This window comes from Ruegeria sp. BA2 (assembly GCF_056539605.1).
In genome coordinates this window covers 154,505-175,276 of the sequence record NZ_JBQFVE010000008.1, presented here as the reverse complement: position 1 = coordinate 175,276, position 20,772 = coordinate 154,505, and the positions used below count along the sequence as shown (strand labels likewise).

18 protein-coding genes and 1 pseudogene are annotated in these 20,772 nt (G+C 53.3%); 11 read left to right on the top strand and 8 right to left on the bottom strand.

Annotation, left to right across the window (positions count from 1 at the left end; translation table 11 throughout):
* Window positions 1-19: 19 nt before the first annotated feature.
* The 4 genes from ACR0NN_RS17310 to yghX all read left to right on the top strand — a co-directional run bounded on the left by ACR0NN_RS17310 (window position 20) and on the right by yghX (window position 4,482).
* Window positions 20-685 (top strand): GntR family transcriptional regulator, encoded by a 666-nt coding sequence (locus ACR0NN_RS17310; RefSeq protein ID WP_170724926.1) that lies wholly within the window; start codon window positions 20-22, stop codon window positions 683-685.
* 1 nt (window position 686) lies between these two features.
* Complete coding sequence (locus tag ACR0NN_RS17305) at window positions 687-1,985, top strand: malonyl-CoA decarboxylase (protein ID WP_170724756.1); 1,299 nt, start codon at window positions 687-689, stop codon at window positions 1,983-1,985.
* A complete protein-coding gene (locus ACR0NN_RS17300) occupies window positions 1,982-3,505 on the top strand; it encodes a malonate--CoA ligase (RefSeq protein ID WP_170724758.1) in 1,524 nt (507 codons plus the stop codon). The genes ACR0NN_RS17305 and ACR0NN_RS17300 overlap by 4 nt, the downstream gene beginning before the upstream one ends.
* A gap of 89 nt (window positions 3,506-3,594) precedes the next feature.
* The gene (gene yghX, locus ACR0NN_RS17295) at window positions 3,595-4,482 is read left to right on the top strand and encodes a YghX family hydrolase (RefSeq protein WP_170724761.1); all 888 of its coding nucleotides are present in this window, start codon (window positions 3,595-3,597) and stop codon (window positions 4,480-4,482) included.
* Between the two features lie 352 nt (window positions 4,483-4,834).
* Here the strand turns inward: yghX and xylA are convergent, their stop codons facing one another.
* Genes xylA through xylF form a run of 4 tightly spaced genes read right to left on the bottom strand, consistent with a single transcriptional unit; the run spans window position 4,835 to window position 9,333 of the window.
* Window positions 4,835-6,142: a xylose isomerase gene (xylA, locus tag ACR0NN_RS17290; protein ID WP_170724763.1), complete on the bottom strand. Its 1,308-nt coding sequence runs from the start codon at window positions 6,140-6,142 to the stop codon at window positions 4,835-4,837.
* A 9-nt stretch (window positions 6,143-6,151) separates the two neighbouring features.
* Window positions 6,152-6,955 (bottom strand): ATP-binding cassette domain-containing protein, encoded by an 804-nt coding sequence (locus tag ACR0NN_RS17285; RefSeq protein WP_170724766.1) that lies wholly within the window; start codon window positions 6,953-6,955, stop codon window positions 6,152-6,154.
* A complete protein-coding gene (locus tag ACR0NN_RS17280) occupies window positions 6,955-8,253 on the bottom strand; it encodes a sugar ABC transporter permease (protein WP_170685390.1) in 1,299 nt (432 codons plus the stop codon). The genes ACR0NN_RS17285 and ACR0NN_RS17280 overlap by 1 nt, the downstream gene beginning before the upstream one ends.
* A gap of 60 nt (window positions 8,254-8,313) precedes the next feature.
* On the bottom strand, window positions 8,314-9,333 hold the full coding sequence (xylF, locus tag ACR0NN_RS17275; RefSeq protein WP_170663757.1) for a D-xylose ABC transporter substrate-binding protein: 1,020 nt from the start codon (window positions 9,331-9,333) through the stop codon (window positions 8,314-8,316).
* Window positions 9,334-9,484: 151 nt separating this feature from the next.
* Here xylF and ACR0NN_RS17270 point away from each other — a divergent pair.
* The 3 genes and pseudogenes from ACR0NN_RS17270 to ACR0NN_RS17260 all read left to right on the top strand — a co-directional run.
* A pseudogene (locus ACR0NN_RS17270) lies at window positions 9,485-9,661 on the top strand (winged helix-turn-helix transcriptional regulator); the annotation flags it as partial.
* A 90-nt stretch (window positions 9,662-9,751) separates the two neighbouring features.
* Window positions 9,752-10,702 carry an ROK family protein gene (locus tag ACR0NN_RS17265; RefSeq protein WP_480685203.1) on the top strand — a complete coding sequence of 317 codons (951 nt, stop codon included), beginning with the start codon at window positions 9,752-9,754 and terminating at the stop codon, window positions 10,700-10,702.
* A complete protein-coding gene (locus ACR0NN_RS17260) occupies window positions 10,692-12,203 on the top strand; it encodes a CRTAC1 family protein (RefSeq protein ID WP_480685196.1) in 1,512 nt (503 codons plus the stop codon). The genes ACR0NN_RS17265 and ACR0NN_RS17260 overlap by 11 nt, the downstream gene beginning before the upstream one ends.
* On the opposite strand, the gene ACR0NN_RS17255 is transcribed toward ACR0NN_RS17260, so the two are convergent.
* The 4 genes from ACR0NN_RS17255 to ACR0NN_RS17240 all read right to left on the bottom strand — a co-directional run bounded on the left by ACR0NN_RS17255 (window position 12,204) and on the right by ACR0NN_RS17240 (window position 16,918).
* A complete protein-coding gene (locus ACR0NN_RS17255) occupies window positions 12,204-13,505 on the bottom strand; it encodes a cytochrome c peroxidase (protein WP_170724774.1) in 1,302 nt (433 codons plus the stop codon). It lies immediately after the preceding gene.
* A 1-nt stretch (window position 13,506) separates the two neighbouring features.
* Window positions 13,507-14,454 carry an aldose epimerase family protein gene (locus ACR0NN_RS17250; protein WP_170724776.1) on the bottom strand — a complete coding sequence of 316 codons (948 nt, stop codon included), beginning with the start codon at window positions 14,452-14,454 and terminating at the stop codon, window positions 13,507-13,509.
* Window positions 14,451-15,908 (bottom strand): xylulokinase, encoded by a 1,458-nt coding sequence (gene xylB, locus ACR0NN_RS17245; protein ID WP_170724782.1) that lies wholly within the window; start codon window positions 15,906-15,908, stop codon window positions 14,451-14,453. Before xylB ends, ACR0NN_RS17250 begins: the two co-directional genes overlap by 4 nt.
* Before the next feature lie 230 nt (window positions 15,909-16,138).
* Window positions 16,139-16,918, bottom strand: a complete 780-nt coding sequence (locus tag ACR0NN_RS17240) for an MOSC domain-containing protein (RefSeq protein ID WP_480685193.1) — start codon at window positions 16,916-16,918, stop codon at window positions 16,139-16,141.
* Window positions 16,919-17,305: 387 nt separating this feature from the next.
* On the opposite strand from ACR0NN_RS17240, the gene ACR0NN_RS17235 reads away from it, so the two are divergent.
* The 4 genes from ACR0NN_RS17235 to ACR0NN_RS17220 all read left to right on the top strand — a co-directional run bounded on the left by ACR0NN_RS17235 (window position 17,306) and on the right by ACR0NN_RS17220 (window position 20,772).
* Window positions 17,306-18,625, top strand: coding sequence for an extracellular solute-binding protein (locus ACR0NN_RS17235; RefSeq protein WP_170685384.1), 1,320 nt, complete (start codon window positions 17,306-17,308; stop codon window positions 18,623-18,625).
* A 79-nt stretch (window positions 18,626-18,704) separates the two neighbouring features.
* A complete protein-coding gene (locus ACR0NN_RS17230; RefSeq protein WP_170724784.1) occupies window positions 18,705-19,652 on the top strand; it encodes a carbohydrate ABC transporter permease in 948 nt (315 codons plus the stop codon).
* On the top strand, window positions 19,649-20,587 hold the full coding sequence (locus ACR0NN_RS17225; RefSeq protein WP_170685383.1) for a carbohydrate ABC transporter permease: 939 nt from the start codon (window positions 19,649-19,651) through the stop codon (window positions 20,585-20,587). The genes ACR0NN_RS17230 and ACR0NN_RS17225 overlap by 4 nt, the downstream gene beginning before the upstream one ends.
* On the top strand, window positions 20,584-20,772 hold the full coding sequence (locus ACR0NN_RS17220) for a hypothetical protein (protein ID WP_170685382.1): 189 nt from the start codon (window positions 20,584-20,586) through the stop codon (window positions 20,770-20,772). The genes ACR0NN_RS17225 and ACR0NN_RS17220 overlap by 4 nt, the downstream gene beginning before the upstream one ends.

Genomic DNA, 20,772 nt, shown 5'->3' with positions numbered 1-20,772 from the left:
AAAAAAGGAACGGTCAGATATGGACGCCATGCTTGATACAGAGGGCAAAGAAACATCAGCCACTCATGGTGCCTATCGAAGGCTGCGCGAAATGATCCTGACCGGCGAATTGCCTCCGGGGCAAAAACTCAAGATCGAACAACTCCGCGGATTATTGGACACTGGCGCCAGCCCGGTTCGCGAGGCGCTTAGCCTTTTGACCTCGGACATGTTGGTCGAACGTATAGACCAACGCGGTTTCAGGGCTGCGCCTGTGAGCAAATGTAATTTTGAAGAAATACTCTTGCTGCGATGCAACCTCGAGGAAACCGCGCTGCGCGCCTCTATCGCCAACGCGGATGCAGCTTGGGAGGACAGGCTTGTTTTACGTCACCACCATATGAATAAAGCAAGCCAAAACGGCGCGCGCGATTTTGAAGACGCTCACAAAGCCTTTCATATGGCCCTGCTGGACAATTCGAAACTGCCGTTGCTGATGCGTTATTGTTCGCAGCTTTACGACCTGAACATTCGCTACCGCTATCTGGCCGCCGGCGGTTCGAGCTACAAAAAGAGGGACATTGCCGCCGAGCATCGGCAAATTCTGGACGCCGCTTTAAATCACGACGCAGACAGCGCTACTCGGCATTTGGTCGACCATTATCGGCGAACAGGCGAGTATCTGAGCAGCCAGATGGTGCCCTGAAATGCAGCGGAATTGGTTTCTGGGTGATCTACTAAACCAATTGCTGGACCGTCCCGACAAAAGGCGTGGCAAGGATGACAAACGGTCCATTGCCGAACTATGTGAGGCGCTTTTATCTGCGGAAGGTGAAGTTTCAGGATTCACGCTCGCGTCTACGATCCTTGAGCGCTACCACACCCTGAATGATGCGGAGAAACTAAACTTTTTTGTCTATTTGAATGACCAACTTGAGTTGGACGCAAATCAGCTTTCTGAAGCAGCCCGCCTCTACGCCAGTGACCAAAGTGTCAATCTTTATCAAAGACTTAGTGAAGTTTCAGAGCCACGGCGGCAAGAGTTATTGCGACGGCTGAACCAGCCGTCTGGTGCGACGCAGGAACTTGTAGCCATGCGCGTCGATCTGCTGCGCTTTCTCAAATCCAACCCCGAACTCAAGCGAACGGATATCGATTTCGTCCATTTATTGCGCAGCTGGTTCAACCGGGGCTTTCTTGTCCTCAAGCAAATCAGCTGGGACACCCCTGCCCGCGTTCTGGATAAGATCGTCGCCTATGAAGCGGTGCACCAGATCAACGATCTAGACGATTTGCGTCGAAGGCTCTACCCGCCAGACCGTCGTTGCTTTGCGTTCTTCCACCCCTCGATGCCAGATGAGCCACTGATTTTTGTTGAGGTCGCTCTGACCGCTGAAATCCCGAATGCAATAGATACACTTCTATCCGAAGCACGAGAACCGATCCAAGCTGAGCAGGCAAAGGTCGCAGCGTTCTATTCAATTTCAAACTGCCAAAAAGGGTTGGCGGGCATCAGCTTTGGGAATCTGTTAATAAAACAGGTTGTGACCGAGCTTTCGCGAGAGCTTCAACAACTTGGTACCTTTGTGACCCTGTCACCGATACCAGGACTGAATCGTTGGCTGGCCGGGGAAACTGGACATCCAGAACACGGCAATGCCGCGCAGGCCGTGATGGCAGAAACAGCCACGCCGCAGGACACGCGCGCGATGGCTGCCCGATACTTGATGTTCGCCAAGCGCGAAGATGGGATGCCACTGGACCCCGTGGCCCGCTTTCATCTGGGCAATGGTGCCGAGCTTCATGAAGTGCATGCCGACGCCGACCCGTCGCGAAACGGACGCGCCCAGTCCGGAGGTGCGATGGTCAACTACCTATACGATTTGAACCAAACAGAACGTTACCACGAAGAATTCGCGACACGTGCCACGATCCAAGCCTCGCGTTCAATTCGCGCGGCTTCAACTGCGACGCTTGCGGTAACGCCTAGGGAAAGTACAGCGTGACTAATACACTTTACGACAGTTTGTTTGCCCACCACGAGGGCAACACGGCTCCATTTTTACAGCTAGATAATGGCCAAGTGGTATCTTATGACGCGTTTCTGCAGCGTACCGCGCAGATCGCGCATGTCTTGCAGAACTGCGGAGTTTCCCCTGGTGATCGCATCGTTGTGCAGGCCCCCAAGTTGGCCGACACGATTGCGCTTTATGCCGCTTCGGTTCAGGCAGGTGCTGTCTACCTGCCACTCAACACTGCCTATACCATGGCAGAGTTGGACTATTTCATCTCTGACGCACAACCTGCGTTAATCGTTTGCGACAGCAACGACAAAGTTGAATTCGAGCAATTGGCAACCCGGTCCGGCGCAAAGCTGCTGACCTTGGGTGGCGAAAATTCAAGCCTGAGCCGCGAAGCGGATGCACAGCCTTGTGTGTTCGAAACCGTGGATCGCGCGCCAGAAGACCTCGCGGCGCTTCTTTATACATCAGGTACCACGGGCCGGTCCAAGGGCGCGATGCTCAGCCACCAAAACCTGCTGTCCAATGCCCAAGCCCTTGTGGATATGTGGAGTATCACCGACGGTGATCGCTTGATTCACGCGTTGCCCATCTTTCACACGCACGGGCTTTTCGTGGCGATGAACACATCACTACTCGCCGGTTCCAAAGTGCGGCTGATGAAAAAATTCGACACTGATATGATCTTGGAAGAATTGCCGAATTCAACCCTTCTGATGGGAGTACCCACTTTCTATACCCGATTGCTGGCGGATGACTGTTTCACCGATGAGATCACAGAGAACATGCGTCTGTTTGTTTCCGGCTCAGCCCCGTTGCTGGCAGAGACCCATGTGGCGTTCGAAACGCGCACCGGCCACCGCATCCTCGAGCGATACGGTATGACCGAGACGAACATGAACACCTCGAACCCTTATAGCGGTGAGCGTCGCGCGGGAACTGTTGGTATGGCTCTACCCGGCACCGAGGTGATCGTAACCAACCCTGAAACTGGAGAACCGCTGCCCCAGGGCGAGGTCGGAATGATCGAAGTGCGTGGCCCCAATGTTTTTAAGGGCTATTGGCAAATGCCCGAAAAAACCGCTGAAGAGCTTCGCGAGAATGGGTTCTTCATCACCGGAGATCTGGGCCAATACAGCGAGGATGGCTACCTGTCGATAGTAGGTCGGTCAAAAGACCTGATCATCACTGGTGGTTACAACGTCTACCCCAAAGAAATTGAAGATGTATTGAACGATGTCGATGGCGTTCAGGAATCGGCGGTCTTCGGCGTCCCCGACAACGAATTTGGAGAAGCAATTATTGCCGCTTTGGTTGCCGAGCCTGGAGCACAGCTTCAGGTGGAACCGATCGACTCGATCATCAGAAACAAACTGTCGCGATTCAAACATCCTCGCCGCTACGAACTCGTCCAGGAGTTGCCGCGAAACACTATGGGAAAAGTTCAAAAGAACGTGCTGCGCGAACGGTACGCGAACAAGGAACTATCACCGGCGGCATCTTAGGAAGCCTATCCAGACGCTCAATCAAATCAAGACCTTCAGATCGGATACTACCCACCCTTCAGACTGCCAAACTCATCAGGAGATCCACAATGACTCGCATGACCGCAAAAGACTTCGACCAGGAACTTCTGGACCTGTATGACTTTTACGCGCACGGCAAGATCACCAAGCGCCAATTCCTGGACCGCGCAGGCAAGTTCGCGGTCGGCGGCGTGACAGCGGTCGCGCTGCTGAACATGCTCAGCCCGAACTACGCGATGGCTCAGCAAGTGTCGTTCAACGATCCTGATATCCACGCGGACTACATCACCTACCCTTCACCGAATGGAACCGGTGATGTTCGCGGCTACCTTGTCCGACCCGCCGGCGTTGAAGAGCCCCTGCCCGCGGTATTGGTAATCCACGAAAACCGCGGCCTTAACCCCTACATCGAAGATGTGGCGCGCCGATTGGCGAAGGCCGGGTTTATGGCACTGGCCCCCGATGGTCTGACGTCAGTGGGAGGATACCCAGGCAACGACGCGGATGGGCGCGAGCTGCAAAAGACAGTGGACCGGGTCGAATTGATGAACGATTTCTTCAATGGATTTGAATATCTATTGAACCGAGATGATTGCACTGGAAAGGTCGGCGCTGTCGGTTTCTGCTACGGCGGCGGTGTGGTCAGCGCAATTGCTGTGGCCTATCCCGAACTGGCCGCTGGTGTCCCGTTCTACGGGCGCCAGCCAGCGGCCGAGGATGTGGCCAAAATTCAAGCGCCGTTGCTTGTTCAGATGGGTGAGCTCGACGAACGCATCAACGCGGGCTGGCCAGACTTTGAGGCCGCCCTGCAGGCCAACGACAAGGTATACGAGGCCTATATTTACGAAAACACCAACCACGGTTTTCATAACGACAGCACGCCACGCTATGACGAGGAGATGGCAAACCTGGCCTGGGACCGCACAATTGAATGGTTCAAAACCTATCTGGAGTAATTGGGGCGTGCCGCGAATCCATTCTTGCGTTGATATCGCTTCGCTGAAAGGGAAGTCAGAACAAATTAAACTGCCTGCGAGAGCATAAAATGGGGGCGGTGTGCTGGTTGATAACGCAAAGGTCAAATTCAACTGATGTCCAACGTTGGAGATGCCTTCTGCAGTCAAACGTTCATCATATTTTTGGTCCAACTGTGACGGTTGGGTCAGGTTCGGGTGACGTTCAACAAGTACTGTAGAACGTCACTGATAATTGACTCAATCGACCGCAAAAACCTCTCTTCGTGTCCTCAGCTCCAAGGGCGGCTTGGCGTGGCTTATGATAACAGCGGAAAACACCCAAGTTTGGCTGTTAAACAAATCTGTTCAAATAATTCTCTAGTATTTCCTGGCGCCCAGATTGCGGCTCGGGGTTTATTCCTTCATCTAAAACGCGCGCGGAAATTTCATCCAGGCTACTGCCTAACATGGCCTCCGCTCTTGGAGACTCCCAACCGGAATACCGTTGCGAAAGCGCGTTCTCCAAACCTCCATCTTCAATCATAGCAGCCGCTGCTTTCAAACCACGTGCGCATATGTCCATTCCACCGATATGAGCCGCCACCAGATCGGCAGCGTCAATCGATTGCCGGCGAATTTTGGCGTCGAAATTTGTGCCGCCGGTGGTAAAACCACCAGCTTTCAGGATGTAGTAATAAGCCAGGGCAACTTCTGGTGTGTTGTTCGGGAACTGGTCTGTATCCCATCCAGATTGGTAGTCGTTGCGGTTCATATCAATCGAACCCAGCATCCCTTCAGCTGCCGCGACCGCTATTTCATGCTCAAAGCTATGCCCGGCAAGGATCGCGTGGCCCTGCTCGAGATTCAACTTCACTTCTTTCTCCAAACCGTACTTCCTAAGAAATCCGATGCAAGTAGCTGCATCATAGTCGTATTGGTGCTTGGAAGGCTCCTGAGGTTTCGGCTCCACAAGAATAGTGCCTTTGAACCCGATCTTGTGTTTGTATTCTACGACCATATTCAGAAAACGGCCCATGTGGTCCAGCTCAGTTGTCAGGTCCGTGTTCAGGAGGGTTTCGTAGCCCTCACGGCCACCCCACAGAACATAGTTTTCGCCGCCTAGTTTGTGAGTTGCATCCACGCAGGATTTCACGGTCGCTGCAGCGAATGCAAAAACGTCGGGATCAGGATTGGTACTGGCGCCAGACATCCAGCGACGATGACTGAACATATTGGCCGTACCCCAAAGCAGTTTGCTGCCAGAAACTTGCATCTTTTCACCGATGTAATCGGTGATTTCTTCCAATGTGCGCAGGTTATCGGCAAAATTTCCCTGTTCGGGCCGGATATCAGCATCGTGCCAGCAAAAAAATGGCTGCCCCAAAAGCTCAAACAATTCGAATGCAATATCTGCCTTCTGGCGGGCTCGGCCCATATCGTCCTGAGGATACCATGGACGTTCGAACGTAGGTCCACCAAAGGGGTCTCCGCCCTCCCACGCGAATGAATGCCACCAGGCCACAGCAAACCGCAGATGGTCCTCCATACGCTTGCCCATAATGATTTCATCCGGGTCGTAGTGACGAAAGGCCAACGGGTTCTTGCTATCCACGCCTTCAAACTGGACCTTCTCGATCCCTTCAAAAAATCCACTTGGCATTTCTGCCCCCTATTCTGCTTTTTGTGCTGGCTGCTTGCCGAGAATGATCATCGACAAAAGATCGTCGTCCGTTACATCTTCGATATCGACCGTCCCAACCAGTTTTCCGTTCTTCATGACCGAGGCGCGGTCGCACAGTTCCATGACGGCATGCACGTCGTGGTCGATCAGAAATATCCCGATGCCTTGCGCCTTTAGCTGGTGGATCAGATCCGCCACCATCTGAGTTTCATGGGGCCCAAGCGCTGCTGTGGGTTCATCCATGATCAGGATACGGGCGTTGAAATAGACGGCCCGAGCGATCGCCACAGACTGTCTTTGGCCGCCGGATAATGCGGAAACAGGGTCGCTGAACTTCTGAAAGTTCGGGTTGAGCTGCGCCATGATCTTGCGGCATTCGGCCTCCATGGCTGCGTCGTTGACCAACCCAAACGGTGTCGTCATCTCGCGCCCAAGAAAAAGGTTCGAGGTCGCATCCAGATTGTCGGCCAAGGCAAGCGTTTGATAGATGGTCTCAATATTGTTCGCCCGGGCGTCCCGGGGATTGCCAATCTCGACCGGCTTGCCATCGATCAGAATTTCGCCGTGGTCCATCTGATACGCGCCGGACAATACCTTGATCAACGTGGACTTTCCGGCCCCGTTATGGCCAAGCAAACCAACGACTTCACCCGGATAGAGATCGACCGAAACATGGTCGACGGCCTTGATCCCACCGAAGGAAATCGAGATGTCGCGCATCTCGACCAATGGCGGTGCGCCTGAACCGCGCCCTGCGCCGGAAGGTTTTTTCTGCGTATCCTGAGCTTGCATCACTTGGCCCCCAGTCGCTTGCGGTAAACGATGTCGATATAGACGGCCAACACGAGGACGCTGCCGACGACGATGTTCTGAAACGGTGCGTCAACGCCAACCATTGCCATGCCCGATTGCAGCGCCTGCATGATCAATGCACCCAGGATCGCGCCATAGATAGTGCCGATGCCGCCTGACAATGCGGTTCCTCCGATCACTGCAGCGGCTATCACCCGAAGTTCATCGAGCGTACCAATGTCGTTCGAATGGTTTGCCAGGCGGGCCGAGGCGACCACCGCGGACACAGCGCACAAGAAACCCATCAAAGCAAAGATTTTCACAGTCAGCAGCCGAGTGTTAATACCCGAAAGCTCTGCCGCATCAGGGTTGCCGCCAGTGGCAAAGATGTAACGACCAAACCGGGTTTTCCGTGCCACGATCGTCAGGGTAACCGCTACTATGATGAGAATTAGGACAGAAATCGGTATACCGTATCCTACAACCAGCCCTTCTGGCATTGTCTCGCCGCGCGCTTCGAACATACGTTGCAGCCGGCGTGTCGGTATGGCGTAGCTGTTTACGATGTAAACGTACCCAAGGATGGCGATTGCGATTATCCCGGCCAGAGTGGCCTCGGCCCAGACAGGTTTGACAGGGAAACCATGTGCCGCTTTTGCACGGCGGCCACTCCACAAAGCCCAGATCGCGATTGCGGTAGCAAACAAGCCGAACAGCCAGCTTGTCGTCGTTCCCAATGTTCCGTTGGTCCCGCCAAACATCAGGAATGTACTATCCAGAGGACCAATCGTCTGGCCGCTGGTCAAATACCACGCCACGTTTCGCCAAACCAGAAATCCACCAAGCGTAACGATGAAGGCTGGTATCGTCAGATAACCAACCATCCAGCCATGAAACGCACCAATCAGCGTGCCGACAAACAACCCGACGACAATGGTGATCGCCCAGGTTGCAGGATTGTTCAAACCCATCCCAAGCACCTGCGGCAAAAGCTCGGTCTGCGTCATTGCCATCACAGCCGAGGTTGTTGCCAATAGTGCGCCAACCGACAAGTCGATATGTCGCGTGACGATAATGAACACCATCCCACATGCCATGATAGCAACCGATACTGTCTGGATGGACAGGTTGAACAGATTGCGCGGCGTCAGGAACCTTCCATCTGTGAAGATGTTGAATCCGATGCACAAGATGACAAACGCGCCGATCATTCCCAAAAGCCGCATATCCAGTTCCAACTGCTGGAACAGGCTGGGTTTTGCTTTTTCCGGTATCGGCTGAGACGAAGTTTCGGTCATTTCCGATCTTTCATTGTCAGCAATTGTCCCCGGCCCACAAAGGGCCAGGGACCAGGGAGTTTAATTGCAGGGCGCAGGGCCGTTTTCGACACCCTGGCAGAGGTCAGCCAGCGGGATCCATCCGGCATCCACAACAACAGACAGATTGTCCTTGGTAATCGGAACCGGTGCCAGGAAAACCGAGTTCATCTCGGTGCCACCTGGTGAAGTCCAGCTCACTGCACCTTCGACATCAGCAGGACTTGTGCCACCGCTCAGCGCAACAGCGATTTCGCCAGCGGCCTTTCCAAGTTCGCGAGCATCCTTCCAAACCGATACCGTCTGCGTTCCCAGTGCAACACGGTTCAACGCTGCGTGGTCGCCGTCCTGACCGGAAACCGGAATGCCTTCCATGCCCTGTGCGGTCAGCGCTGCAACAACACCGCCTGCAGTACCGTCATTCGACGCAACGACTGCATCCACGTTGTTCTCGTTCGCGGTCAGGATTTGTTCCATGTTCCGCTGCGCGTTTGCGGGCAACCAGCCATCCGTATAGGCCTCGCCCACGATAACGATGTCACCACTGTCAACGGCCGCGCCGATGATCTCTTGCTGGCCACCCCGCAGGAAATCCGCGTTTGGATCGGTGGGTGAGCCCTTAATCATCACATAATTGCCCTTAGGCATGGCTTCAAAAACAGCCCGGGCCTGCATTCTGCCTACCTCGACATTGTCGAAGGTTAGATAGAACGCACGGTCGTCCTCAATCAGGCGGTCATAGGCAATGACCGGAATACCTTCGTCCGCCGCAGCTTGAACAGCCGGTCCGATTGCCTGCGCGTCCTGCGCCAGAATGATAAGCGCGTCTACACCTTGGGCGATCAAGCTTTCAATGTCCGAAAGCTGCTTTGCGGAAGACGACTGCGCGTCAGCCGAAATGTACTCGGCACCGCCTGCCTCAAGCGCGGATTTGATTGCGGCTTCGTCTGTTTTCCAACGTTCTTCCTGAAAGTTCGACCAGCTTACGCCGACCACTGGCTCTGCGAATGCGGTCGAAGCCAACAAAGTGGCCACAGCCGAAAAGCTGAGAATTTTTTTCATGATTTCCTCCCATTTGCCGAGCCATCGCATTTCGATTCGCGGCTCTCACAAATTTGAATACCACATTTATTTCAGTCGGTAAAATATTTACTCTACAAGAGGCACTCAAATTCAAATAGATTGGGCCAACAGCAAGATTCGCGAGGACAAGATGCTGAAAAGCAAAGCCTCTCCGGTTTCTTTGGAACAAAGAAACGCAACCCGATTGCGGGTATTGGAGCACATCAGAGCCAAGGGATCCGTCTCGCGGATCGATATTGCATCCGCCTTGCAAACCAGCCCTGCAACTGTCACCGCCGCCACGGCTGATCTCATCTCGGCCGGGCTGGTCAAAGAGACTGAAAGCCAAGCACAGTCAATGTCGGGGAAGAGAGGCAGACCCAGAGTATTGCTGCAACTGGACGGCCAGATGCACCTTGTGGCCGGCCTCAAGGTGGCTCGGCAAGTAATCTCAGTTATCTTGGTCGACTTTGAAGGTAACGAAGTCGCATCCCATAAATATGCTCTGGATCAAGCCAGAATGTCGCCGCAAGAATTTGTATTGGCGATCCGCGAAGCACTTGAAGAAACTTGCAGTCAGATCGACCGTTCCGTCGCTCATTTGGCAGGTGTTTCTATCGGGGTGGCTGGACTGGTCGATGCTAACAAGAATTATGTCCACTGGTCTTCCTCGATTACTGAGAGAAATATTGATTTCAGTCACTTGCTTTCAAATGAGCTGCCCTGCCCTGCATTCGTTGATAACGACGCCAATCTTGTCGCCAAGGCCGAACAGCTTTTTGGCTTTGGCAAAGGTTTGAAGAACTTCCTCGTCGTTACGATCGAACACGGTGTGGGCCTTGGCATCGTATTGGACGGTAAACTATACCGTGGAGAACGAGGCTGCGGCGCTGAGTTTGGGCACACCAAGGTTCAACTTGACGGAGCTTTGTGCCAATGCGGCCAACGCGGATGTCTTGAAGCCTATGTGGGCGACTATGCTTTGATCCGCGAGATGACGGTCACCGGTCATACCAACGGCATGGAATCCGTTTCCGACATACATGACCGCTCTAACTCAGGTGACGACAGAGCATCGTCGGTGCTTGCTCGCGCAGGTCAGATGTTTGGCCTCGGGATCTCCAACCTGATCAACTTGTATGACCCAGAGTGCATTATCGTCTCAGGGGCCCAAATGAGTTTCGAACATCTGTGTTCCAACGAAGTAATGAACCGTATTCGAAATGGGGTCGTGAAGGTCGATGCGCCTTTACCCGAGATCAAAGTTCATCATTGGGGCGACATGATGTGGGCAAAGGGTGCCGCAGCATATGGGATCGAGCAGATCTCGATCCTCAAAGTTAAGGAACTTTCTGCGAATGCGTCCTGAGCTTGCGATACTTTTGGTTTTTGCCTCTGTTGCGAACGCGAACACTGACGTTCCTAAGTTTTCAATCGTGGATGTGCCGAAACATATCTATGATGGCGGCTGGGAGCATTTTGTTGGCGGAGGCGTCGCCGTTTTTGATTGCAATGGGGACACCCTGCCAGAGCTCTTCTTAGCAGGCGGATCCAATAGCTCTCAACTGTTCATAAACACTTCGAGAGAACAGATATCATTTAAGACAGGAACACCAGAAAGCTTGTCGTTGACAGGCGTGACCGGGGCTTATCCTCTCGACGTTGATGGTGACGGCATTATGGATCTGGCGATTTTGCGTGTTGGTCCGGACCTGCTTCTTCGGGGCCATCCCGACTGTCAATTCAGCACTTTCACTGAACTCGGCTTTCAGTCCGAGGATCACTGGACCACAGGGTTTTCGGCAACATGGGAAAGCGGGCAAACCTTACCGACCTTGGCATTTGGCACTTACGTTGATCGGTTCGATCCCGAAGGTCCTTTTGAATCATGCGGCCCGACCCTTCTCTATCGCCCCGAAGGTGGTTTATACCGTGACCCGCTGCACCTTGAACCCGGTTATTGTTCGCTGTCTATTTTGTTTTCGGACTGGGCCCGAACTGGTCGCGCGGATCTTCGCGTCAGCAACGACCGTCACTACTATGTGCGCGGCGGTCACGAACAATTGTGGGCGATGGCGCCCGAACCCCGGCAATATACAGAAGACGAGGGCTGGCTTTCTTATTCAATCTGGGGAATGGGGATCGCCTCGCGGGATCTTACAGGAGATGGCTTTCCTGAGGTTTATCTGACCTCGATGGGTGATCAGAAACTCCAGGTATTTGACCCAGTTACAAACGGCCCGACTTGGCGCGACGCGACTTACGAAAAGGGTACGACCGCTCATAGGCCGCATATTGGAGGAGACGGAAGGCCATCGACCGGATGGCACGCACAGTTTGGCGACGTCAACAACGACGGCCGGGACGATATATTCGTGGCCAAGGGAAACGTAGAACAGATGCCCGATGCGGCTCTGAACGACCCCAATAACCTACTACTACAGAACTCCGACGGTCAGTTTATTGAAGCTGCTGCAGATGCCGGTGCTGCCTCGATGGCTAAGTCTCGTGGCGCGGCGCTTGCTGACCTTAACAACGATGGCAAGCTGGATCTGGTGGTCGTCAACCGAGGTTCTGAGTTCGAAGTCAGTCAGAACACTACTCAGGGTGGCAACTGGCTATTGCTGGATGTCACTCAGGATCAATCCAATCACGCAGCAATTGGTGGATTTATTGAAGTCAAAACCTTGCTGGGCGTTCAGACCCGCGAGCTTACAATCGGCGGCGGTCACGCTGGTGGTATCGCTGGGTTTCAGCATTTTGGGCTTGGGAGTGAGGACCAGGTGCAAGTTCGTATGATCTGGCCGGACGGGTCGAAAAGCGAGTGGTTGGACTATCAGTCCAACCAAATCATACGTCTTCGCCGCTAATTACTTTTCAAACGGTAACCCGCTTGGAACTTGGTCAGGCACACCTAGCCGCTCTGCCGGGTCTTCCAGGCTTTCCAGAAATCTTAGAAGAGCGTCGATTTCCTGATCCGTTAGGTTAACATTCGACAGGCTGTTGCTTTGGGCAATCGCCTCCACGTGCTGATTGTCCGACATTGCCCTTTGATCTTTGGAGCCCGGGAAGTCCGGCAATGCGGCCAACTCGATCGAGTAGTTTTTTAATGACGAAACCGCGTCCAAATGATGCCGCACGATGTCCTCAAGTTCGGCAAATGCTCCGTTGTGCCCGTACGGAGCTGTCAGTGTCACGTTGCGCAAAGATGGCGTGCGGAAAGCAAACGCGTCGTCGGGATTGCCGGTCACGCGAAGACGCCCGTCGTCCCTGACATGGTTTTCAAATCGCGCCGCCTTTCCGGGGCCAATCTGCGGTATTGCGATCGAATGAAACTTGTGATCCGTCTGGAACCAGCCCGAGTGGCAATTGCTGCATCCGGCTTTTCCATAAAACAAGCCCATACCAATCTTGGCCTCTTCTGACAGCTCAGCTTCACCTCGCATCGCGCGATCGAACGGGCTGTTATCCGCACGCCACTCGAATGCGATAAAGTCCGCGATTACGTTGGCAATCGCCGTGAACGTAATTTCATCATCCGGCGCTAAGTCATCAAACCTCTGCTCATACTCCGGAATGGCCGCAACACGTTCTGCAATCAGATCCCACGCACCGCCTTGCTGTGTCAGAAATCCGAGGCGAACCGCTTTGCTCACGTCATTCTCGGAATAGTGACCCGCCATTTCGTCTGGCGACAAAACCGGGAACATGGCCTGTGCGGCCAGCGCTGAATTGAAACCAGACCGCATATGAGTACCCAACGGGGTTCTGATACCATCAGGTTGCGTTGTGTCTGCCTCCAGCCGCCCATCATGGAAAAACGCTGTGAACTCAGTGGCTCCGAGGTTCCAGAGCCCTGGCGAGTTACGTGGGATACGCTGTTCCGGGGCGTTCTCTGGGTCTAATGTTCGCTCTGGACCCAACCCAATTCCCCCTTCCCCGATACCAAGGGAAACACCGTCGGACGTGCCAAGCCTGGGATGATGACAGGTCGCACAACTGATATTCTTGTTGCCAGACAAAATCGGGTCATAGAACAGCAAACGCCCCAGCTCAGCACTTGCAAAGTCGGGTTCGAGGAACTCTGGCAGAGGACCAAGCGATTGGGCACGCGCACCACCCACCGCTGAGATTGTTGAGCCAATAATCAAGAATAGCGAAACTGCTCTCATGTCATTCCTCAGAAACTTCTAGGATAAGTTCCTGCCGATACGGATTCTCCGGAGTATAGATGATTGAGGGAAACGACGAGATATTCGGTGCATTGGGATAACCCGATGGCTCGATACACACACCACGCGAAGCGCGACGCGGTTTCGTCAGCTCATAACCCGAATAAACCTGTGCTCCGGGCTGGTCAGAGTAGACTCTCAACGCAAGGCCAGAGGGTGAAGTGAGTTCCGCCACCGGAGCATTTGGGTCGCGATCATGATCAAAGCAAAAAAAGTGATCAATCCCTTCGGAAGCACTTCCAATCGTATTGGGCGTTGAAAAATCCAACCCGTTTCCGTTGATCGGAAGCACTCTGCCCGACGGAATACCCTGATCGTCGATTTCCAGATACCAATTTGAAGCGAGTTTTAGCTTATGCTCGTCTACCCCTTCTGCAGCACACAAAGTGTAGTAGTTGTGCTGTGTAATGCTTATCGGCGTCGGCCGGTCAGGCTGTGCAGTTATTGAATAGACCAAGCGTGAGCCCTGCAGGCGGATCCTGACTTCGAACCTGATATTCCCCGGAAAGCCTCCCTCTCCGTCGTGAGAAACGTAGCTCAGCAAAACCTCGTTCTGTGCAATCTGTTCGAGTTCCCAAAACTGTTTAGACAGCCCATCGTCGCCGCCATGCAAGGTGTTTTTGCCCTCGTTGGCGTTCAATTCAAAACTGGTGCCATCCAAGTCAAACGTCGCGCCGCTGATCCGGTTGGCAACGCGCCCAACAATTGCGCCCAGGTAACGCGTATCGGTGAGATACTCATTTGGGTCCTCGAACCCAAGGATGAGCGGGACGTCCTTGTACCACCACCCCAGCGTAATAGCCCCATAGTTCAGGACCGAAACACGCATATCCCCGTCCGTGATAATTGCAGCTTCAATCCCAGAGGCTTTACCCGTTTCTGGTTTCATCTTACTGCCAGCGGCGCAAGCGCCTGATAGAATTGCTTGTATCTCCGGTATTCGTTTTCGTAGGCGTCAATCAGATCGCCGCGTGGTTCGATGCGTTCCTGAATTTCCGGCGGCGTCATGACTTGCGCTGGTTCCGCATCGTTGGCTGCACATATCGCGAGGCGCGCAGCGCCCATTGCGGCACCGAATTCGCTGCCTTTTGGCAAATCCAGTGGAACTTGCAAAACAGTAGCTAAAGTTTCTAGCCAGAACCGAGATCGTGCACCTCCTCCAACTGCCATAAGGCTATTTGGCTGGGTTCTGGTGCTCTTCAGTGCTTCCAGGCAATCTCTCATTCCGAAAGAAACACCCTCCATTACGGACTGGGTCAACTCAGCGGGTTCCGACGAGATGTCCACGCCCAAAAACGCGCCTCGAATATGGCTATTGTTATGCGGTGTCCGCTCTCCTGAAAGATATGGCAGGAAGGTGATCGCTGTAGGTCCGTTTAGTTTTTCAGGCATAGATGCAGCAAGTTTTTCCACGGGTTCACCCAGATTGCGAGCAAGCCAGTTCATGCTGTTCGTCGCTGAAAGCATGACGCCCATTTGTATCCACCGATCGGGGACTGCGTGACAAAAACAGTGCACAGCAGATTCCGGATCAGGAGCATAGGTTTCCCGCGCAACAAGCAACACGCCAGACGTTCCGAGTGAGACAAAACCGGTGCCGTCGTTGATGCTCCCGATCCCGCAGGCAGCGGCAGCATTGTCGCCAGCACCGCCGGCCACGACGACGGAATTCGAAAGCCCCCACTCCTGCCTCAAATTGGCCCTCAACTCTCCACCCGGATCACTGCCCTCAACCAAGCGCGGCATCTGCTCGACACGCATGTGACCTACCGTTAACGCCTTTTCTGACCACCGCCGTGTGTCAACGTTCAACCACGATGTCCCTGCGCTGTCAGACATGTCTGAGACATATTCGCCAGTAAGCCAAAACCGCAAATAATCTTTCGGCAGCAGTACCTTGCCCACCTTTGAGAACACATCCGGCTCATGGCTGCGCAACCACTCGAGTTTCGGCGCTGTAAACCCGGGGAATACGATGTTTCCCGATATTGCGCGCATCTCTGGCGATTGATCCAGTATCCTCGCCTCATCAGCTGACCGTGTATCGTTCCAAAGAATACAGGGCCTCAATATTTCGCCATCAGAATCCAGTAGTGTAGCGCCGTGCATGTGTCCGCTTAGGCCAATACCTCGCAATTTTGAGAATGCTTGCTGGTTGCCGACGCGAAGCTTTCCAACAACCTCTTCACAAGCGTTGGTCCAATCCAAAGGATCCTGCTCAGACCAGCCAGGCTTAGGCGTTGAGGTGGAAATGCTGACTTCAGCATCACCGACGACGTGTCCTGTGTCATCTACCAGAATCCCGCGGAGACCTGACGTTCCCAAATCTAAGCCCAGATACATTGAGGACCACCTGCATAAATATTTTAATGATTAAAATTATTTGAAACAGGAATCTTGTCAAGGCTCCATCAAAGGAGTTCCCTCTAATCATATCTTGATCAGAAAGCGCGAACGTAACGTCCTTCGATACCCCCGTTAGCCAAAAGAAAGACAGAGCAAGAGTTGAGTTTAATCGTCTGACCGGACATGGCTCAAACCTCTTTGAAAAGCCACTTTGGCGGCGGCAAGGTCTAGGCGAGTATTTCCCCAGTTTGACCGACCGTTAGCGTTCCACCATTAACCACTTCGACATAGACGCCCATATCCATATGACCCATCAATTTCCAAATAAGGTAGGGTATTTTCAAGTCGCGCTCGGCCGTTTTTGGGTTCACCTCAGTTGCTGCACACCTTTTCGTACGTGAGAGTATCTTCAACTCGACATCGCCAAATCTTAAAACTGACCCAACTGCATCCAGCTCAGCAAACGAAGGTAATCCGTCTATTTCAATATTCGCTCGGAAGCGCGCCGGATGGATTTCTGCGTTCAGTTGTTCGCCCAACTCTTTCACAGAGGCCAGATTCAAAACGGATATCGCGTTCATCATTTGCGGTGATACGACAGATACATCTGTAAACCTATGTGGAGCAGAGGAGACAAACTTTGGCGGCTCTGGATCTTTTAAATCGATCTCTGAAGAAAGGAATTCTGCCGCCTTCTCCCGATCTTCAGACTCTCGCATATCAAAGCGTCGTGTCTTTCCGTTCGCATTTATCTCAAGTGCCTGGGACGTAATTTCAAAACTTGTCTGAATGCCTGCCAGTGCAGCCTCGTTCAACAAAACGACAAAACGATCTTTCGGCAATGGCATTGGATTTTGCATATCGAAACCGGAGTTGTAGCGAGCAAACCCAAACAGGCGATCGCCCGGAATGCCATCTCCTGCTTGCAGCGTCACAGTTCGCATAGGCTCGGAACTCAAGCCTTTTATAGGGTAACGGTTCAATCGGACGATGGAGAGATTGTTCATACGTCTGCACCTGACCAAGAAGTGTTACGCACGGTTCTGAGTTGTCCGCGCCGTTTGACGCTATCTCGAATTTTCAAAGGTATCGACCAAATAATCTTTGAGCGCTTCAGAAGCGAGTTCGCTGAACCTGTTGGCCGCATGACGGCTGCGCCTAATCAAGTTGATATGACCATTCAATACCGCGATGCCGAAAATACAGGCGCATCAAGGTCATGGGGATATTTCTATATAAATCAATAAGTAAGAGGAGAAACTAGCGATCTCTTTTGGTTTTTTGAGGTACGAACCTCAGAAATATCTGGACTTGAGGTGCGTACCTCAAATAGCCTTAGATGTATGCCGCGATTCGCACATCCTCGATTGACGGCGCAAAAAAGGGAGGAATGGATGACTTACACAAAACTGGCCTCGGTCAGCGCAATAGTCCTTGCCGCTACTACTCTTTCTACCAAGGCAAATGCCGAAGACCTGACGCTATGTTGGGCTGCATGGGACCCGGCCAACGCGCTTGTTGAGCTATCAAAAGAATTCGAAGCAGAATCCGGACACACGATGAACTTCGAATTTGTTCCTTGGCCTAATTTTGCGGACCGGATGCTGAACGAGTTGAACTCGGGTGGTAAGCTCTGCGACCTGCTGATTGGCGACAGCCAATGGATCGGCGGTGGCGCAGAGAATGGTCATTATGTTCAGCTGAACGAATTCTTCGATGCTGAAGGCATCAGCATGGACGATTTCGCACCGGCCACGGTCTACGCATACTCGACCTGGCCTAAAGGTACACCAAACTATTATGCGCTGCCTGCGATGGGCGATGCAAATGGCTGGTTCTATCGCAAGGACTGGTTCGAAAACCCTGAAATCCAAGCCGCATACAAGGAAGCGACTGGTCAGGACCTACGCGAGCCGCAATCTCAGAAAGAGTTGCTGCAGATTGCGCAGTTCTTCCAGGGTCGTGAAATCGACGGCAAGACAGTCTATGGGGCTGCAATCTTTACCGAGCGCGGCTCGGAAGGGATCACCATGGGTGTGACCGGGGCGCTGTATCCTTGGGGTTTCAAGTACGAAAACACTCCGGGTTCCTATGACATGGAAGGTGCCGTGAACTCACCGGAAGCGGTAGAGGCGCTGGAATTCTACAAGGAGTTCTACAAAACGGCGACGCCTCCGGGATATACCAACTCTTACATGGGTGAGAGCTTGGACGCCTTTAAATCCGGTCAGGTTGCCATGGCTATGAACTGGTTCGCGTTCTTCCCAGGTCTTTATGCCGACCCCAATACTGGCGGTGACAAGATCGACTTCTTCGTGAATCCACCACAAAATCAGGCAGGTTCAACGCTGGGCGGCCAAGGTATCTCTGTTGTCAGTTACTCTGACAAACAGGACGCAGCACTTGAGTATATCAAGTGGTTCGCACAGCCAGAAGTTCAGGCCAAATGGTGGGAGCTTGGCGGCTACTCAGCACATAACTCTGTGCTAGAAGATCCTGGTTTTGTAGACAGCCAACCGTTTGCCGGTGATTTCCTGGAAGCGATGGGCGGTGTGCAGGATTTCTGGCAAGAGCCTGCCTATGCGGAACTTCTGCTGGCCATGCAGAAACGCATCCACGACTACGTTGTTGCTGACCAAGGCACTGCGCAAGAAGCACTTGATCTTCTGATCGAAGATTGGACGGAAGTCTTCGAAGACGAAGGCAAGCTGTAACCCGGAAAAAGGCAGGAGCGGGTGCGAATCCGCTCCACCTTCACCCGTGAGTGGCAAACCAACAAGAGCTGGCAAAGAGATGTCTGACAGGACCGTAGATCGCGTTGCGCAAGCAACGCCCGTGCAAGTTGCGCGAAAAATCCGAGGGTTGTCCGACCGCGCAATCGCTTGGATATTCATCTCTCCAACGATTTTTCTGCTGCTTGCGATCAACATCTTTCCGTTGATCTGGACCATCCAGCTTAGCTTTACCAACTACAAAGCCAACCGGATCGGGCGCGAAGTCAAAGACGTCGGTCTCAGGAACTACGAGCGTATCCTGACGGACTCGGACACCTGGCTGAACATGCAGGCGACGGCGCATTTCCTGTTCTGGACGATCTTTTTCCAGGTGCTGATCGGGTTTACTCTGGCGTGGTTGATCAACAAGAAATTCAAGGGCAACGACCTTTGGACCACGATCATCGTGCTGCCGATGATGCTGTCGCCGGCGGTTGTCGGAAACTTCTGGAAGTTCCTGTATCAGCCCCAAATCGGCCTGTTTAACTACATCGTGTCCTGGTTCACCGGCAAGGACCCGTCGAGCTTTGAAATGCTGGGATCAGTCACGTTGGCCCCCTGGGCGATTGTGATTGTCGACACCTGGATGTGGACACCCTTCGTGATGCTGATTTGCCTGGCCGGACTGCGCAGCATCCCCGACTATATCTACGAGGCTGCCGAGATCGACAGGGCCAGCAAGCTGCGGCAGTTCTTCACAATCACGATCCCAATGGTGCTGCCATTCCTGATGCTCGCTGTGCTGTTTCGAGGGATCGAAAACTTCAAGATGTTCGACCTGGTGGTACAGCTAACCGGCGGAGGACCGGGGTCTGTTACGGAACTCACTTCGATCAACCTCAAGCGTGAAGCGTTCGAGAAATGGCGAACCGGCTATGCCTCGGCCTATGCGATCATCCTATTCGTCACCGTGTTCGGCCTTGCGTCGATCTACGTCAAAGCCCTGAACAAGGTGAAACAGAGATGAGCAGTTTTTCCGTCACCGAACCTTCAAACCGGTCCAAGTGGATCGCAGGCTTCCTGGTCATTACTTACGCGCTGATCACGATGATCCCGCTAGTTTGGATTTTTCTGACTGGCTTCAAGTCCCCGGCCGATGCGATCAGCTATCCGCCAAAAGTGGTGTTTGATCCGACGCTTGAGGGTTACGTCAACCTCTTCACCACGCGCACACGGCAAACGCAGGAGTTTCTGGAAGCCAACCCGCCGCAGAACTGGGCCGATGAGATCGTGCGCCAATACGACATGGTGATTGTCGGGCCATCCAAGTTTGGCGAGCGTTTTATGAATTCGGTTATCATCGGGTTTGGCTCAACGTTCTTGAGTATTTTCCTGGGCACGCTGGCCGCCTATGCATTCAGCAGGTTCAAGGTCCCGCTTAAGGACGATCTTCTATTCTTCATCCTGAGTACAAGGATGATGCCCCCGGTCGCCGTTGCCATCCCAATCTTCCTGATGTTCAGAAACCTTGGGCTAAGCGACACGCATCTGGGGATGATCCTGCTATATACGGGCGTGAATATTTCCCTGGCGGTCTGGTTGCTAAAAGGATTCATCGACGAAATCCCAAGAGAGTACGAAGAAGCCGCTCTCATAGATGGGTACACGAGGTTTCAGGCCTTCTACAAAGTTGTACTGCCACAAGCCGCGACCGGTATAGCATCAACCGCGATCTTCTGCCTGATCTTTGCCTGGAATGAGTACGCGTTTGCCGTGTTGCTGACATCCGCGAATGCGCAGACCGCACCGCCTTTCATCCCGACTATCATCGGCATCGGCGGTCTGGACTGGCCTGCAGTTGCCGCTGGTGCCACGATCTTCCTGATCCCGGTCATGATTTTCACCATCCTGATGCGCAAACACCTGCTGCGTGGGATCACATTCGGAGCCGTACGCAAATGAGCGATTTCCTTACCGGATTACTACGGCTTCGCCGCGGCCCATGGGAGATGGTCGCGACCATCCTGATCGCACTGGGTGTCTTCATGCTGATGCAGCCCTTTGTCCTTTGGGCTTTCACCTACTCTTTCATCGTCACGCTGATCGGAACCGTCATGTTCATCATCGTCAGCCATTTCCCGGAGTAG

Excerpts from the sequence above, each read along its gene's own strand:
- ACR0NN_RS17230 (WP_170724784.1), top strand. The coding sequence starts at position 18,705 with ATGTCTGACAGGACCGTAGATCGCGTTGCGCAAGCAACGCCCGTGCAA.
- xylA (WP_170724763.1), bottom strand. The coding sequence starts at position 6,142 with ATGCCAAGTGGATTTTTTGAAGGGATCGAGAAGGTCCAGTTTGAAGGC.
- ACR0NN_RS17220 (WP_170685382.1), top strand. The coding sequence starts at position 20,584 with ATGAGCGATTTCCTTACCGGATTACTACGGCTTCGCCGCGGCCCATGG.
- xylF (WP_170663757.1), bottom strand. The coding sequence starts at position 9,333 with ATGAAAAAAATTCTCAGCTTTTCGGCTGTGGCCACTTTGTTGGCTTCG.
- ACR0NN_RS17305 (WP_170724756.1), top strand. The coding sequence starts at position 687 with ATGCAGCGGAATTGGTTTCTGGGTGATCTACTAAACCAATTGCTGGAC.
- ACR0NN_RS17250 (WP_170724776.1), bottom strand. The coding sequence starts at position 14,454 with ATGAAACCAGAAACGGGTAAAGCCTCTGGGATTGAAGCTGCAATTATC.
- ACR0NN_RS17240 (WP_480685193.1), bottom strand. The coding sequence starts at position 16,918 with ATGAACAATCTCTCCATCGTCCGATTGAACCGTTACCCTATAAAAGGC.
- ACR0NN_RS17285 (WP_170724766.1), bottom strand. The coding sequence starts at position 6,955 with ATGCAAGCTCAGGATACGCAGAAAAAACCTTCCGGCGCAGGGCGCGGT.
- ACR0NN_RS17255 (WP_170724774.1), bottom strand. The coding sequence starts at position 13,505 with ATGAGAGCAGTTTCGCTATTCTTGATTATTGGCTCAACAATCTCAGCG.
- xylB (WP_170724782.1), bottom strand. The coding sequence starts at position 15,908 with ATGTATCTGGGCTTAGATTTGGGAACGTCAGGTCTCCGCGGGATTCTG.
- ACR0NN_RS17260 (WP_480685196.1), top strand. The coding sequence starts at position 10,692 with ATGCGTCCTGAGCTTGCGATACTTTTGGTTTTTGCCTCTGTTGCGAAC.
- ACR0NN_RS17310 (WP_170724926.1), top strand. The coding sequence starts at position 20 with ATGGACGCCATGCTTGATACAGAGGGCAAAGAAACATCAGCCACTCAT.
- yghX (WP_170724761.1), top strand. The coding sequence starts at position 3,595 with ATGACTCGCATGACCGCAAAAGACTTCGACCAGGAACTTCTGGACCTG.
- ACR0NN_RS17280 (WP_170685390.1), bottom strand. The coding sequence starts at position 8,253 with ATGACCGAAACTTCGTCTCAGCCGATACCGGAAAAAGCAAAACCCAGC.
- ACR0NN_RS17225 (WP_170685383.1), top strand. The coding sequence starts at position 19,649 with ATGAGCAGTTTTTCCGTCACCGAACCTTCAAACCGGTCCAAGTGGATC.
- ACR0NN_RS17235 (WP_170685384.1), top strand. The coding sequence starts at position 17,306 with ATGACTTACACAAAACTGGCCTCGGTCAGCGCAATAGTCCTTGCCGCT.